Origin of the sequence: Paenibacillus sp. FSL M7-0896 (assembly GCF_037975415.1) — a bacterium.
Lineage (GTDB): Bacteria > Bacillota > Bacilli > Paenibacillales > Paenibacillaceae > Paenibacillus_AQ > Paenibacillus_AQ silagei.
In genome coordinates, this window is record NZ_CP150250.1 from 6,008,569 (window position 1) to 6,023,567 (window position 14,999).

Annotated in this window: 13 protein-coding genes; 2 read left to right on the plus strand and 11 right to left on the minus strand. The window is 54.1% G+C overall.

The genetic code is table 11. The features are described from left to right. Window positions 1-23: 23 nt before the first annotated feature. The 10 genes from MKY12_RS25860 to MKY12_RS25905 all read right to left on the minus strand — a co-directional run bounded on the left by MKY12_RS25860 (window position 24) and on the right by MKY12_RS25905 (window position 12,366). Window positions 24-1,796: a UbiD family decarboxylase gene (locus MKY12_RS25860; RefSeq protein WP_339311459.1), complete on the minus strand. Its 1,773-nt coding sequence runs from the start codon at window positions 1,794-1,796 to the stop codon at window positions 24-26. 62 nt (window positions 1,797-1,858) lie between these two features. Further along, window positions 1,859-2,794 carry a COX15/CtaA family protein gene (locus tag MKY12_RS25865; RefSeq protein ID WP_339311461.1) on the minus strand — a complete coding sequence of 312 codons (936 nt, stop codon included), beginning with the start codon at window positions 2,792-2,794 and terminating at the stop codon, window positions 1,859-1,861. A 108-nt stretch (window positions 2,795-2,902) separates the two neighbouring features. Then, window positions 2,903-3,247 carry a thioredoxin family protein gene (locus MKY12_RS25870; RefSeq protein ID WP_036722030.1) on the minus strand — a complete coding sequence of 115 codons (345 nt, stop codon included), beginning with the start codon at window positions 3,245-3,247 and terminating at the stop codon, window positions 2,903-2,905. Window positions 3,248-3,333: 86 nt separating this feature from the next. After that, window positions 3,334-4,962, minus strand: coding sequence for a polysaccharide biosynthesis protein (locus MKY12_RS25875; RefSeq protein ID WP_209875896.1), 1,629 nt, complete (start codon window positions 4,960-4,962; stop codon window positions 3,334-3,336). A gap of 26 nt (window positions 4,963-4,988) precedes the next feature. Beyond that, window positions 4,989-5,474, minus strand: a complete 486-nt coding sequence (locus tag MKY12_RS25880) for a DUF456 family protein (RefSeq protein WP_339250942.1) — start codon at window positions 5,472-5,474, stop codon at window positions 4,989-4,991. Between the two features lie 19 nt (window positions 5,475-5,493). After that, window positions 5,494-6,273, minus strand: a complete 780-nt coding sequence (locus tag MKY12_RS25885) for a Cof-type HAD-IIB family hydrolase (RefSeq protein ID WP_339311463.1) — start codon at window positions 6,271-6,273, stop codon at window positions 5,494-5,496. 93 nt (window positions 6,274-6,366) lie between these two features. Further along, entirely contained in the window at window positions 6,367-8,481 is a 2,115-nt protein-coding gene (locus MKY12_RS25890; protein WP_209875887.1) for a penicillin-binding transpeptidase domain-containing protein, read from the minus strand. Window positions 8,482-8,514: 33 nt separating this feature from the next. Further along, window positions 8,515-10,581 (minus strand): penicillin-binding protein 2, encoded by a 2,067-nt coding sequence (locus MKY12_RS25895; protein WP_339250945.1) that lies wholly within the window; start codon window positions 10,579-10,581, stop codon window positions 8,515-8,517. A 150-nt stretch (window positions 10,582-10,731) separates the two neighbouring features. Beyond that, a complete protein-coding gene (locus MKY12_RS25900; RefSeq protein WP_339311467.1) occupies window positions 10,732-11,871 on the minus strand; it encodes a transglutaminase domain-containing protein in 1,140 nt (379 codons plus the stop codon). Window positions 11,872-11,922: 51 nt separating this feature from the next. Beyond that, complete coding sequence (locus MKY12_RS25905; RefSeq protein ID WP_339311468.1) at window positions 11,923-12,366, minus strand: hypothetical protein; 444 nt, start codon at window positions 12,364-12,366, stop codon at window positions 11,923-11,925. 253 nt (window positions 12,367-12,619) lie between these two features. Between MKY12_RS25905 and MKY12_RS25910 the strand changes: the two genes are divergently transcribed. Further along, on the plus strand, window positions 12,620-13,798 hold the full coding sequence (locus tag MKY12_RS25910) for an MFS transporter (protein ID WP_339311470.1): 1,179 nt from the start codon (window positions 12,620-12,622) through the stop codon (window positions 13,796-13,798). Window positions 13,799-13,908: 110 nt separating this feature from the next. Continuing rightward, window positions 13,909-14,268: a DNA primase gene (locus MKY12_RS25915; protein WP_339311471.1), complete on the plus strand. Its 360-nt coding sequence runs from the start codon at window positions 13,909-13,911 to the stop codon at window positions 14,266-14,268. A gap of 107 nt (window positions 14,269-14,375) precedes the next feature. Here the strand turns inward: MKY12_RS25915 and MKY12_RS25920 are convergent, their stop codons facing one another. Beyond that, entirely contained in the window at window positions 14,376-14,993 is a 618-nt protein-coding gene (locus tag MKY12_RS25920; protein WP_036722056.1) for an SCO family protein, read from the minus strand. Window positions 14,994-14,999 lie beyond the last annotated feature (6 nt).

Below are 14,999 nucleotides of genomic sequence, written 5' to 3' on the forward strand. Positions count from 1 at the left end.
TTGACCCTCCTTAAAATTCACTTCTACGCCAGAGGAAAATAACGGTTCCAGTTGCGGTCTACCCGCTTCGCAATATCCTCGCTCGGAGCCAGCTCCTCCGGGTATCCCGGCTTCATCCGGGCATCTATAATGATCGGCAGTGTATAGCTGACGCTGCCCCGGTGTACCCCGGCCGCCGAATAGATATCATCCGCCGGATTGAAGCGGGTGAATACGGTCCACAGGAAGGAGGTCTGCGTGCTTACCGCCTCTTCCGCCTGATCCACCAGCACAATCAGCGGCCAGGCGGTCTCCCTCTCCTTGAAGGCAGCCACCAGCCGCTCCGGCAGCTCCGGGTACTCTTCATAGGATGCACCGGAAACGGCTAAACATCCTCCGCAATAAGGCACAGCGGCGGTGATTGATGGAAGCAGACCCTCTGTATAGGTCCTTGGCAGCTCACGGACCGGGCTGCCAATGCCCGCCATCACCGCCTTACTGCCATGATTCAGCTTACGTCCGGTATAATCCAGTGTATCCATGGAGGTATTGGCAAAGATCGTCAAATCCGATTGTGGATCGAAGCGCTCAAGCACCGTTTCCAGCAGCTTGGGGAAATCCGTTAGCTCCACCTGCACATTAGTCAGCAGCAGGAATTTGGTTAAGGAAAGCTGACCTTCCCCTAAGATACGAAACGCTGACACCATATACTCACGGGGATAGCTCTCCCTAACGACCGCTGAGGTCAATGAGTGCGAACCGGATTCGGAGTAGGACCAGAGCGCTTTGACCGAAGGAATCAGCATAGGATAGGCTGGAGCGAGCAGCCGCTGCAAATAATCCTTCAGATAATAATCCTCCTGGCGCGGCTTGCCGGTGATGGTCGCCGGGTAGATGGCATCCTTGCGGTGCCACATCCGCTGAACATGCATGACCGGGAAATCATGCTGCATCGAATAGTAGCCGGACTGGCTGCCGTAAGGCCCTTCCTCTCTCCGCTCCAGCGGAGACACGCGTCCCCGGATGGAGAATTCCGCCTCAGCCGGAATCCGGTGCCCGCCCAAGGGGTCCTGCACCATGGGAAGCTTGCCGCCCAGCATCAGCGAAGCCAGCATCAGCTCCGGAACCCGTTCCGGCACCGGTGCCACTGCCGCTGCAATCAGGGCCGGCGGCCCGCCGATGAAGACAGACACCGGCAGGGTCTCGCCGAGAAGCTCTGCCTGCGAGTGATGGAAGCCGCCGCCCTTGTGAATCTGCCAGTGAATACCTGTGGTGCTGTCGTCATACATCTGAATCCGGTACAGTCCGAGATTATGATCCTTGGGGTTGGTGATATTCTCCGTATAGACCAGAGGAAGCGTGATGAACGCCCCGCCGTCCTTAGGCCAGGCCGTAATCCGGGGCAGCTCCTTCAGCGGATCGCTGCTGCTGCAGACGCCGAGTACCGGAGCCTCTCCTTGCGGTATATTCTTGGTTCCTGCCCTCAGCAGCTCCAGCAGCACCGTCTTCTCCCGCCATAAGCCGGCGCCTGAAGGCGGAATCAGCTGATCCATCGCCGTTGTCAGCGACTTCAGCAGCTGCTCCGGTCTTGTCCCAAAGGCCTTGTTGACGCGCTGAACTGTACCGAACAGGTTCGTAGCGACCGGGAACGGTGTTCCTTGCACGTTCGTGAACAGCAGTGCCGGGCCTTCCTCCTCCACCACCCGGCGGTGAATTTCGGCAAGCTCCAGATAAGGATCAACAGGGGTATCTATCACTGCCAGATCCTTATCCCTGCGGAGCTGCTCAATCCATTGTCGTAAATTACCGTATCGCACTATAGCGTTCCTCCTCAAACAGGACCTTATGCTTATCCCGTCCACCGTTGCCGTTTACTTTATTACTTGCTGCCCCTGCCGGCTCCGCTTAACTGCCAGACCCTTACACTCATGTAGCACAGAACCCCGAAGAGTCCGGAGATCAGCACGATATGAGACAACGCAGCAAATATGTACAATCTTTCATTATTCAGTGTATATACCACAGCCGCTCCGCTGAATACCTGCATCAGGCATAGCAGAACCGCCGCTACTCCCAGAGCCCTCAGCTCCGGCAGCTCCTTATGCTTCCAGAAGGCCAGATGCCCAAGTATAGCGGTCAGCAGGAACAGAATCGCCGCCGCCATCCGGTGAATGAATACAATCCCTACTCCGCCGCTCATCTCCGGAATCCATTGTCCGTTACACAGCGGCCAGCCGGAGCACCCGCCTTGGGAGCTGGTATGGCTTACGTAGGCCCCGATGTAGACCACGATATATGAATATACTGCAGTAACCCAGGTTAAGTTGCGGAAGGCTGGGCGGACTTTGGGACTTCCTGTGCTGAATTCCGCTCCTGGAGCGAATGTCCGTCTGGTCCCAAGCGCCAGCATCAGCGAACCGGCGAAGGCAATCAGCGAGAAGCCCATATGCAGGGCCATGACCGCAGCCGACTGCGATTTCACTACTGCAAGCGCTCCCATCCCGCCTTGAACGATGACGAAGATCAGGGTCAGCAGGGCATAGGCCAGCAGATCTCTGCGGTGCCTGGCATAACGCCAGAAGGCAACCATGGAAGCCAGGGACAGCAGGCCAGCCAGGCCGCTGAACAAGCGGTGGGTATATTCAATCAGAGAGCCGATGGTATAGGCCGGAATCAGCTTCCCGTGGCACAGCGGCCACTCATTCCCGCATTCCAGTCCCGAGCCGGTCTTAGTCACCACAACCCCGCCAAACAGCGCCATGAACATAATGAGACAGGTCAGATAGCTTAGCCATTTTAATTGAAGTGTCGTCAATAGTATCACCCGTATTGTATAGGAATGAGTATGAAACATATAAATGCTTATATTATTAGAAAAAAAGCACCGCTTCTGCTCGGATAGGGCGAAAGCGGTGCTGCGTAATTACTTGTGAATGCTGAGATAAACGTCCAGCGCCGTATCAAGAAACTTCTCGATTTCCTCCCGGGACTTCCGGAGCTTGTTCACAAACCGGACCAGTTCCCGTCCATCGGTGTACGCGACAAAGCTTGGAATGCCCAGAATATTCTGTTCCTGGCTGACATCGCCTACGGCATCGACATCCACTTCGACCAGGGTAAGACGCTCTGCATATTTCTGTTCCACATCCGGCATGAACGGATCAATGAATTTGCAATCCACACACCAATCTGCCTTGAAGACTGCCACCGTCAGGCGCGGAGACTGAATTGCCACCTGGAACTGGGCAGGCGAGCTGATTTTGTCCATTTATTGACCATTCCCTTCTATCAGAAAGTTACACAAGAAGCTTGCTCTTTAAGTGAAGCAAAATGTACGGAATAAGTCAAACATCATTATTCACCGGCACGAACACGGGCGGGCTGCAATTTCATTAAAGGACCCAGCAGCTTGCGCAGCGGACGGGGATAACCGGCAATCTCCTGGCTGCTGAGTACACCCAGAATAATCAGGAGAACCAGATACACAATCACGACTGCCGCTCCAACCACCAGACAGGTGATCAGGAAGGCCAGACGGGCCGGCATCAGATCAGTCATCAACAGGCCTGCTTCATTCAGACCATAGCCGATGCCTGCCGAGGCCAGAACCGCAATGGAGAAGCCTCCCCAGCGTTTGCCGAGAATGGAGAAGGGTACGATTTTTTTGAGCATCCGCAGATTCAGCAGTGTAATGACAATGAAGCACAATGCCGTAGAGCCGATAATGCCGTAGATGCCGAACCACTGGCTGAACAGGAAATTGGAGCCAAACTTCACGAGGATACCAACAAGTACATAATACATCGATATCCGCGATTTGCCCATTCCAAGCAGGATCGAGTTCGTGGTCATCATCGTAATCTGGAAAATGGTACCCAGCGTCAGCATCGCCACAATGCCGCTTCCATCGAGTGTCTTGAACAAGAGGCCATTCACAGAATAAGCAGCCACGACCAGGGAGAGCACAACCGGTGTGCCGGTCAGAATGGACACCCGCATGGCGAGTGTGACCTGACGCTGCAGGTGCTGTTCATCTTTGCGGGCGAAGGCGGCAGATATAATCGGAATCAGCGATGCACTTAGGGCGATTGACAAGACCGGAGGAATCCCGGCCACGCTCTGTGCCCGGCTGCCGAAGATCCCCAGTGTCCACGTGGCTTCCTTCAAGCCGATTTGTCCGCTAAGCAGCGGCACAATAAAGGTAGTATCAATGAAGTTCACTACAGGCACCGTAACGGAAGACAATACAATCGGTATGGACAGCTTGAAAATATCCTTGTAAATCTTCAGCAGCGGGATACGGGCCTCACTCGATTCATATAATGCAACCTTCTCCTCGCTGCGTCGCAGCTTCATGGCATAATACAGCATCACGCCAAAGGCGCCGATACTGCCGAGCACACTCCCGAAGGATGCCCCTGCTGCCATCCAGGTGTTGCTGTAGCCCTGGCGCAGCAGAATGAAGGCAAGCAGAATGGCCGTGGATACCCGAGCAATCTGCTCAACAATCTGTGAGATGCCGCCGGCCATCATATTGTTACGCCCTTGGAAATACCCGCGCATCATCGCGATCGCGGGGAATAGCAGCAGCGCCGGGGCAATCGCCCGTATGGCCAATGTACTCTCGGGAACCTTGCTGGATTCCGCATAATAAGGAGCAGCTATGTAGAGCGCCACACTCATAAGCACACCAACCACAGCCGCAAAAATCAGCGCCGCCCGGTACACCTGCTGTGCTTCCTGCGGGCGGTTCAGCGCATAGCGCTCGGACACCATTTTACTAAGTGTGCTGGGAATTCCCGCTGTTGCCAGCGGCAGCAGCAGCAGATACACGTTGTTGGCTTGTGTAAACGCAGCGTTACCGACTTCATTGAATAAATGCTCCAGCGGCACCCGCTGGGCAAGCCCGAGGACACGGGCCACCAGTGCGGCTGCCGCCAGAATAAGCGTGCCTTTGACAAAGGATTCTTTCTTGGTGGACAAGCTGTTTCGCCTTCTTCACAATAAATTTAGTAACGTCCGATCCAGATAAAGAAGAGGACGATCATCACAATCTGCAGAATAATCTTGACGACTGTGCTGCTGAACAGCCCGAGCAGAGCGCCGAAGCTGACCTTAACCGCTTTACCTGCCTTCTCGCCGGCAATCAGCTCGCCGATGAAGGCACCCAGGAAGGGGCCAATCAGCAGGCCGAACGCCGGAATCAGGAACGGACCGACAATCAGACCGATGGTGCTGCCGATCACCGAGGCGCGGGAGCCGCCGAACTTCTTGACGCCCCAGGCCCCGACCACGTAGTCGGCAACGAACAGAACGACAACGATCAGGGTCTGGGCAATCCAGAACCAGGGACCGAAGGAGTCGAAGGAAAAGAACCAGCCATATACAAAGAAAGCCAGGTAAATCGCAAGCGCCCCCGGCAGGATCGGATATACCGCCCCCGCCAGCCCGATTGCGAACAAAGCAATGATCAGAATCCAGCCCAGAATTGTCAATTCCCTCAACTCCTTAATCTTAAGCTCGCTTGGATATGCGTCCGGCCGAGGTTCCGGCCTCTGTAAGGATGTACTTCTGAATCACTTCTGCGATCCCGTCTTCATTATTCGTAGCTACTACCGCATCCGCTTCCTGCTTGACAGCTTCCTGGGCGTTACCCATAGCCACTCCAAAGCCGGACTGCTGGATCGCTGCCAGGTCGTTGAGGCTGTCGCCTACGGCAACAACCTGGGACATGTTAATGCCGAGCAGCTTGCATACTTCAAGGATGCCTGAAGCCTTATTGACGCCAAGCGGATTAATCTCCAGGTTGAACGGCGAAGAGTTGGTGATCTCCAGCCCGCCCAGCTCCTGCAGGCGCATCAGCAGCTTATGACGGATATCGTTATCCTCGGTGGAATAGCCGAATTTCAGCCATTCCCTGCTGTCAATCTCCCCATCCCAGCTATCCCGGTTGTACACTTCATCTACGGAGTAGGCCCAGAACCAGATATCGAATTCTTCAGCGATCTTGTGCATCTCCCGGACCAGTTCAACATCCATCAGGGACCGGCGATACAGCTCATGAGGCGCACGCCAGACTTCACTTCCGTTGACCATGATCATCGGAGTATTCAAGCCAAGCTGTTCAGCATACGGCATCGCACTGCGCGAGGAGCGTCCGGTAGACAGGCAGACATGTACGCCGGCTTCCATCGCTTTTTTGATCCATTCCACCGTAAGCGGGGTAATCTTCTGTTCGTCGTTCAGTAGGGTTCCATCCATATCCAATGCTAGCAGGCGGTATTTGGCAGTCATTTGCCACCCCTCCATTCTTGGTTGCTCTTTCGTTTGAAGGCAACCGTATATTTGGTATTACGCAGATCCATCTCCTACTCGATTATAATATCATCAGTTTGTTGCAGGAGTATTATCGGCACTGTCACCGGAAGCAGCGCCGTCATTTGAGTTCGCTGTTTTCAGGCTTTTCTTAGGCACACCGTCCAGTCCGTACTCCCAATCATAAGCATCGAAAATTTTACGCGCAACCGGAGCGGCACTGTTGGAGCCGAAGCCGCCTTCCGGAATGACCACAGCCACCGCTAACTTAGGATTATTACGCGGGGCGAAGGCAATAAATACCCCGTTATCGCGTAATTGCCCTTTTCCCAGCTGCTGTGAGGTCCCTGTCTTACGGGCAAAATCATAAGGGAAATCTGCGAATGCGGAGACCTTACTGTTCATGCCCTTTTTAATCTCTCTCCAATAGGACTTGTCAAAGGTCGTCACTTCATCCAGCACCTCGCGCTCAAACTTCTTGACCACCTTGCCCGATGAATCCGTAATCTTGCTGACAAGCTGCGGCTTAATCCGCACCCCTTCATTCGCAAGCGTCGAGGCATACTGGGCTAGCTGCAGCACCGTATAACGGCCCTGCTGTCCGAAGGAGGCATAGACCAGCGCGGCTTGCGCACTGCCCGCTGCCTTAGTATCTGTGTAGTTGATCTGTCCCAGGTATTCATTAGGGAGACCGCTCTGCGTAGATACGCCAAGGCCGAATTCCTTCATATACTTATCCCAGATATTAATGCCCTCACCCTTGTATTTCTCATAGAGCTTCTTGCCGATCATATCCACCATGAACACGTTAGAGGAATCTTCAATTGCCTTAGCCGGTCGCATGGGTCCGTATACGTGCCCGGAGGAATTGCGGACAGAGGATTTATCATCCTTACCGAAATAGGCAATGCCTCTATCTGTGTACGTATAGGAAGTGCTGAAGAAGCCTTCATTCAGACCAATCAGCACCGTCAGAGGCTTAATGGTGGAACCAAGCAGCACAGTGGAGCCGAATCCATGACCGGACAGGCCGGAAGAATACGGGGTGATTGTCCCGTTCTGGTAATTGCCCATGATCTTGTTCCATGTATCTGAATCCAGCTTCTCCGCTGTCCAGACATTGGTATCGTAATCCGGCATACTGGCCATGGCCACGATATTGCCGGTATCGACCTCCATCGCCACGGCGTAGCCTGTCTTGGCGTCAGGATGAGTCTTACCCTGTACAGAGTTGCGGTGCAGCCAATTAATCTGTTCGGTGATGGCCTGCTCCGTCTTAAGCTGAACATTCTTGTCAATCGTCATCCAGATGTCATTACCCTTGACAGGCGGCACAACCTCTTCCACCTTCTCGGCCATGTTCTGCGGATTCACCGAGATGACCTGATAGCCGTTCTTGCCGCGCAGCTCCCGCTGATATTGCAGCTCCAGACCGTCGAAGCCGACGAATTCATCGTCTTTATAATTCAGGCCGGGATCTGCGCCGATCTTCTTCATCGCGCTCTGAATATTCTTGTAGATGTTGAGCGTGTTAGAGGATTTGAAGGGCTTGATATAGCCGACTGTCTGCACGGCAACGGTATCCTTGTCGTAATGACGCACGCCTTCTTCTACGATCTCCAGACCGGGGAACTCACTTTTATGCTCCATGAAATAGGCGATTTCTTTGGTGGTCAGACCGGATTTGATCTTGCGGGCCATATAGCCCGAATATTTCTTGAAATATAAATCCAGAGAATTAATCACTTCATTAACGGTCAGCTTCTCGCCGTTCGGGTCGCCATATTCGTTAAATTTCGCAACCAGATTATTCGCCAGCGCATACGCATTGGCTCTTGCCTCCGGCTTCAGCGAGCTGATACCCGTCTCCTTATCCAGTGCCTTGGCTGTATATTCCTTCGTAAGCGTAACATACAGCGTTTGAACGGAGGTAGAGTAGGCAATTTGCTCGCCTGCAGCTGCGCGGATGCCTCCGCGGATGGAGGCGAGCGGGACACTTTTGGTATCCCGGCTGGTCTCTACCTCGGTCAGCGTCGGTCCTTCCACAAATTGAATAACTGCGAGGCGAATAATAATGACACAAAAAATAACAAACGTGCTGAAGAAAAACACGTTAAGCCGCAGGCCAAGCGAGCTCTTGCTGTCCTTCTCTTCCGGGGGGGAGGCCTGCTTTCGGAAAACACCCACAGTTTTTCACTCCTCTACATCAAAATAAACCGTTTAATCCACCCTTGACTCTGGCACATTCTTCTTAGGGACTCCATCCAGTCCATACTCCTGGTCATAGGCTTCAAAGATCCGGCGGGCTACGGGTGCTGCACTGTTCGCTCCAAAGCCGCCTTCCGGAATAATCACGGCCACCGCAAGCTTAGGATGCTCACGCGGAGCATAAGCAATGAATACCCCGTTGTCTCGGGTGGCCCCGAAGGCTTCCATCTCAGAGGTTCCTGTCTTGCGGGCGAAGTCATACGGGAATCCGTCAAACGCCTTAACCTTAGTATTCATCCCGCGCTTGATCTCCTTCCAGTAAGAAGGGTGAAACGAGATGCTGTCCAGGACTTCCCGTCCAAATTGCTTAACCGTCTTCCCATCGGGATCTGTAATCTTACTGACGAGCTGGGGCTTAATCCGTACACCTTCATTCGCAAGTGTTGCCGTATACTGAGCAAGCTGAAGTGCGGTGTATTTCCCCTTCTGGCCGAAGGAGGCAAGTACCAGCGCTGATTGGGCAGAGCCTGCCTTCTTCGGATCAAGATAATCGGCAACTCCGGCACTTTCACCCGGAAGCCCGCTTTGCGTAGACACCCCAAGGCCGAATGCCTTCATATATTTGTCCCATATGGCAATGCCTTCTCCCGGATACTTCTTGTACAGGGCATTACCGACCCACTCTACCATAAAAGCATTCGAGGACTCCTGAATAGCCTTCGCTGGACTAAGCGGGCCCAGGACATGGCCGGAGGAATTCCTGACCGAGGAGCTGTTATTCTTACCGAAATAACCAATCCCTTTATCCATGTAAGTATCCCCGGTAGTGAATAAGCCTTCTTCCAGACCGATCAAGACACTTAACGGCTTAATCGTGGAACCCAGGAAGATCAATGACTTCAGCCCGTTACCGGAGATACCGGAGGAAATATCGGTAATCGTTCCGTTCTGATAATAGTCCTCAATTTTGGCCCACACTTCTGTCGGCAGCCTCTCGGCATTCCAGACATTCGTATCATAGTCTGGCATATTCGCCATTGCCACTACATTGCCTGTATCGACTTCCATCGCAACGGCATAGCCGGTGAGCGCATCCTTATGAAGCTTCCCCTGTACAGGGTTGCGGTGCAGCCAGTTGAGCTGATCCATAATCGCCTGTTCTGTTCTCATCTGCACCTGCTTGTTAATCGTCATCCAGATATCGTTACCCTTGACGGGCGGGACCAACGCGATAACCTCTTCGGCCATATTCTGGGCATTGACAGAGATCGTCTGATACCCGTTCTTCCCTCTAAGCTCGCGCTGGTATTGCTGTTCAAGACCATAGATGCCGACGAACTCATCTTCCCTGTAGCTAAGTCCCGGATCCGCACCCGTTTGTTTCATGGCGCTGCGGATATTTTTGTATAAATTATATCCTGTTTCTGTAGAACGGAATTGCTTCATATAACCAACCGTTTGGACAGCCACCGTGTCCTTGTCATAATGGCGGATACTCTCCTCCACCACTGACACCCCGGGATAACGCTGCCTGTTCTCCATCAGATGGGCGACTTCCTTCATCGTAAGACCGGCCTTGATCTTGCGCGGTACATACCCCAGTGACTTCTTGTAATCAAGGTCCAGCAGTTGCAGGATATCCTCCTTAAGCAGCTTCTTCGCAGAAGGGTCACCATACTGTTCAAAAACGGATGACAGCCCCGCCACCAGCGCCTTCGTATTTGCCTTGGCTTCAGCAGTGGGTTCATATAAGCCGGTGTTCTTATTCTTGACCTTCGCGGTGTATTCTTGGGTTAACGTAACGAATAGCGACTGAATCGGTGTGGAATGTGCGATGTCTTCCCCGCCCGCCGCGTGAATAGTCCCCCGGATCGCCGCAAGCGGAACATCCTTGGTCTCCCGGCTGGCCTCCACCTCGCTAAGCTCGGGACTCTCTACAAACTGCAGTCCCGCAAGCCGGATCATAATGATCACAAAAATAAAAAAAGTACCAAAGAAAAACAGATTTATGCGTAAGCTCAGGTAGTTGCGGGTCTCTCCATCACCCGGGCCGGAGCCCGGCTTACCGAACCATCTCACAGCAAGTCCTCTCCTTGTATGGTTTGCAGTACTGCTTATCCGTCAGATCACGGGCAAGAGCTAACAGTACCGTCCTTTGAAAAGACGGCACAGCCGTTTCCACTTGCCCGCTGTTATTGTACCATAGATACAAGAGCGTCCGCTTCCTTCTCAGAGGATGTTTTCCTTGATATGCGTGGAGTCGAAATCCCCCGGATTGAACCAGTTGCCGCTGCTGGCCCAGGTGGAATCGAGCGGAATCCAGGCTGCGCTGCTGCTGATATAGACCTCATTCCAGGCATGCGGGCCATAACCGCCTTGACCGTCATAGCCCTTGCCGGTGACGACACGCACCTGAAGACCTTGCGAGCGGGCCATCATAGCATAGAGCCGCGCGTAATCAATGCATACCCCAAGCCGTGTATCCATCGTATCCTGCGGGGTCTGCTCGTGCCAGATCCGTCTCTCTTCATAATTCTTCGCCTTGTTATAGTCGTAGGCAATACGCGAGCCTACCCAGTCATAGAGCAGCCTGGCCTTCTCTTCATCGCCGCTTGCTTGTCCGGCGATTTCTTCGGCTGCACCGGCAATATCCGCCGAAATATCATGGTCAATCACCTCATATTTACGACGGAGAATGTCACTCATCTCGGCGGCTACCGCCTTGGTCAGTACCGGAAGCTTTCCTCTGACCTGTTCACCGGCCAGTGGCTCAAATACCGCTTCCGCACTCTGGCTGTAGACTGGTGATGATTGCACATAGCGGCTGAAGCCGCTGTCCGGGTTCAGGGCGACACTGATGAACAGGACAAAGACCAGCACCATGGCCCGGGTAAGCCCTGCGGCGGTGCCAAGCACTGCCCCGAACAGCCGGCTGGCGCCTGTGATCCGCCCTGAGCCCCTCCCGGACTGGCGCGGCAGGCGGAACGGCAGCAGCAGGAACAGCAGACCCAGCAGCAGACGAATCAAGGTATAGCACAGCAAGAGCAGCAGCAGAAACCGCACTACTGGTGAATTCGCCAGTACTGAGGCACCGGTATAATATAGCTGCTGCCATTGGCTTAGCTTGTCCTCCGGCGGAGTAATGCCGGAAGCCCAGTTCCCGGCAGCAGGCGAGAGGTATACGGCTGCGGGAATCGCCATCACCAGCGAAGCTGCCGCAAGCACTCCTGATCCGAGCATGCCGAACAGCCCTCCGGCTGCTCTGCGGAAGCCCCGGCCCCAGCCCTGCAGTGCAGAGAAGAGGACGATCAGCAGCAGAACAATGGAGATGATATTGGCTTCACGAAGACTTTCTATCCAGGTATTCAATGAATCACTCCTCCTTCTGCTGCTGCAGGTAACCCTGAGCCCGCTGCACTATTACTTGCCCGCCTGCTTCCGGGCTTCGTCGATGAAGGTCTTGGTTGTATCCGTAACGCTCCACTTCCCGAGGCTGACTCCGCGGAAGACCACTTCCACCTTGTCCTCTGCAGCGGAGCCCTTCACCTCCAGATTAGGAGTAGTGATGGTGAAGGTGCCGTCACTGCCAGAGGTATAGACCGCCTCCTGCGCTTCTTTGAGCATAACCTCCTGCGCCTCATTCTTCAGCGTGCTGACTGTCCCGTCCGCCACTTTGTTAACGGCATTACCAATCTGATCCATGGTCACCCCGCTATAAATGAATAACCCCACCACAATAACGACGACGATAGCCCATTTCAGCATAGTCTTAACGATGTTAACGACTGCGAACAGCAGGACAAGCGCAATAACGATAACAAGCCAATTCTCTCTGATAAACTGTGACCACACTTCCGGATTCATCAATTTCACAACACCCCAATCGCAAATTTCGCCACTCCGGGACGCTGTCCCGTCAGACATTTCATTAATATTAATTATTATACATGAATGACCCTTATAATTCATGGTTGCCGGAATGCAGAACTGCATACAGGGGCTGGCCAAGAAAATGGTATAAGCCCCCGCTGCCGCACGTAAAGTACAAGTAGGCTGTTCCCTCTGCTGGAATCCGTTCCGTCATCAGCGGCTGGCCGCTAATCTGGAGGTGTTATCCGTGAAAACTGCAATGTGGCTGTACCTCTTCATGTTCCTGGCGTTCTTCGATTTACATGCCCAGTACCCTATCCTGACACCCTTTGCCATGTCCCTGGGAGCGGGCCCGGCCTTCATCGGCTGGATGATGGGGATGTATTCCCTGACCCACCTCCCGGGCAATCTGCTGGCCGGTGTACTTGTAGACCGCAACGGCAGCCGCCGCTATATCGTATTCGCCCTTACTGTAGCAGGTCTGATCCTGCTTCTGCAGGCGCATGCCCAGCTGCCCTGGCATCTGCTCCTGCTGCGGGCAGCGAGCGGGTTCGCCCTGGCGTTCCTCTCCCCTGCCTGTATGACTCTCTTGGCCTCGCTCTCGTCTGACCCTGCGACCCAGGGTAAATACATGTCAGGCAACGGAATTATTCACACGCTGGCTTCGGTCGTCTCCCCTGCCGCCGGAGCCTTCATCGTCGCCAAAGCCGGTTACTCCGGCACGTTCAGCACCTTAGGCTGGCTCCTGATCTTCACCGGTGTGATGGCCTTCTTCAGTGTGCCGAAGCATAATCCGGCCCTGGTACTTCATAAGCCTGAACTCCCGGTAAAGGAGAACCTGCAGCCTGTGGCAGCCGCTACCGCCCAGCCTGCAGTCTCCAGGCGTTACTATCTGCTGCCCTTCTTCGTATCCTGCTCCCAGGGCGTACTGTTCTTCGAGCTTCCGCTGTCACAAGGACAAGACGGAATGGTCTCTACCGGAATTCTGCTCTCCCTGCTCAGCCTTGGAGCGCTGGCGACCCTCTGCCTGTTCTTCCTGAACCGTATCTCACCGGGTATCCGCATTGCCGCTGCCTTATTGGGGATGGCTCTCTGCTTCTTCACCCTGGCTGCCTTCCGCAGCATCCCGGCCGGAGTGGTTCTCTTCCTGCTCGGCTCTGCCAAGGGCGTGTTGTTCCCGGCTATGGCCTCCCTCTTCATCAGCCTGGGCGGCGCAGGACGGCTGGGCCGGACCTTCTCGCTGCAATCCATCGCCATGTCCCTCGGAGCCTTCGCCGGACCCGTCGCTGCCGGGCAGCTAAGGGAGTATATCTCCCCTTACTTCATCGCCTTTGTCCTGCTGATGACAGCTCTCCTGCTGCTGCCTCCGGGCAGATCCGGCCGCCTCTCCTCCTACGCTCCCGGCTGGAACAGCCCGGCCGCCTGAATGCGACATTTCCCGGGGAATGAATACATATTGTTCCGCCAAGCTGTTAAAAATAGCGCAGCTTAGGTACAATATCGTCATAACAACTAAGATCCGGGGGCTGATTGCATATGTCCATCACCATTATTGTCGAAGGCAAGAACGACCGCAGCAGACTGAGGCGGCTGCTTGAACCAGAGGTCGACATTCTGTGCACCTTCGGTACGCTGAATACCCTGAAGCTGGAATCCCTGCGGAATACCATCCGGGACGGGGAAGTCTACCTGTACATGGACAATGACAGCTCAGGCAAAAAAATCCGTGCAGTCCTGCGTGACGCCTTTCCCGATGCCATTCATATGTATACCCGCAAGGGTTATGCCGGCGTGGAAGGGACTCCGGATGAATATAACATCACCCAGCTGGAGAAGGCCGGACTTGAAGATTTCATTATTTACCCCCAGCCGTATCCGCAGGGTAAAGAAGGATAATTCATCGCATGAAGCATATACATTCTTAACCTTTCACCACAAAACGAGGGTGTCCTGTGCAGCAGCTCCACTGCTCCACGGACACCCTCGTTTATTGCGTTCCTGTGCTATTCACGGGCCAGCTTCTTAACCGTTCTGGCCAGGAACTCCGGCGTTACATTCTCCGTATCCCCGGCATCGTACAATCCCCGGAGCCGGTTGTTCTTGTCCACCAGGCCAATAAGGTTCGCGTGGGCGAAATCATCCTTGCTCGTGCCGTAGATCAGCACCTTGAAGGACTCCGCTGCCAGCTTGCGTACCTGCTCCTGATCCCCCCGCAGGAAGTACCAGCCGTTATAATCGGCATGGAACTTGTCGGCGAAGGCCTTGATCGCTTCCCTTGTATCATTCTTCGGATCGAAAGATATCGAGACGAATTCAACGTCTTTGCCGAAGCTGCCGTCTTTAACCAATATATCCTGCGTCTCTGACAGCATATAGGTGGTAATCGGACATACATCGGGACAGACCGTGAAGAAGAAATAGACCAGCCTTGCTGTGCCTGCCGTATCCGCCAGACTGATCTGCTTCCCGTCCACATTCTCCAGAGAGAAGTCCTGTACCTGACCGATGACAGGCAGCTTCTTCTCACCGAACCCAAAGGACTGGACTGCCAGATAGCCAGCCATAATTATTGCAATTAGCAGCAGCAGCCAGGTCCACTTGTAGCGCTTCAAGGTCTGCACAGGACG

What these genes read in the sequence shown, in the direction of transcription:
- MKY12_RS25905 (WP_339311468.1), bottom strand. Translation starts at nt 12,366, where the DNA reads ATGAATCCGGAAGTGTGGTCACAGTTTATCAGAGAGAATTGGCTTGTT.
- MKY12_RS25885 (WP_339311463.1), bottom strand. Translation starts at nt 6,273, where the DNA reads ATGACTGCCAAATACCGCCTGCTAGCATTGGATATGGATGGAACCCTA.
- MKY12_RS25870 (WP_036722030.1), bottom strand. Translation starts at nt 3,247, where the DNA reads ATGGACAAAATCAGCTCGCCTGCCCAGTTCCAGGTGGCAATTCAGTCT.
- MKY12_RS25915 (WP_339311471.1), top strand. Translation starts at nt 13,909, where the DNA reads ATGTCCATCACCATTATTGTCGAAGGCAAGAACGACCGCAGCAGACTG.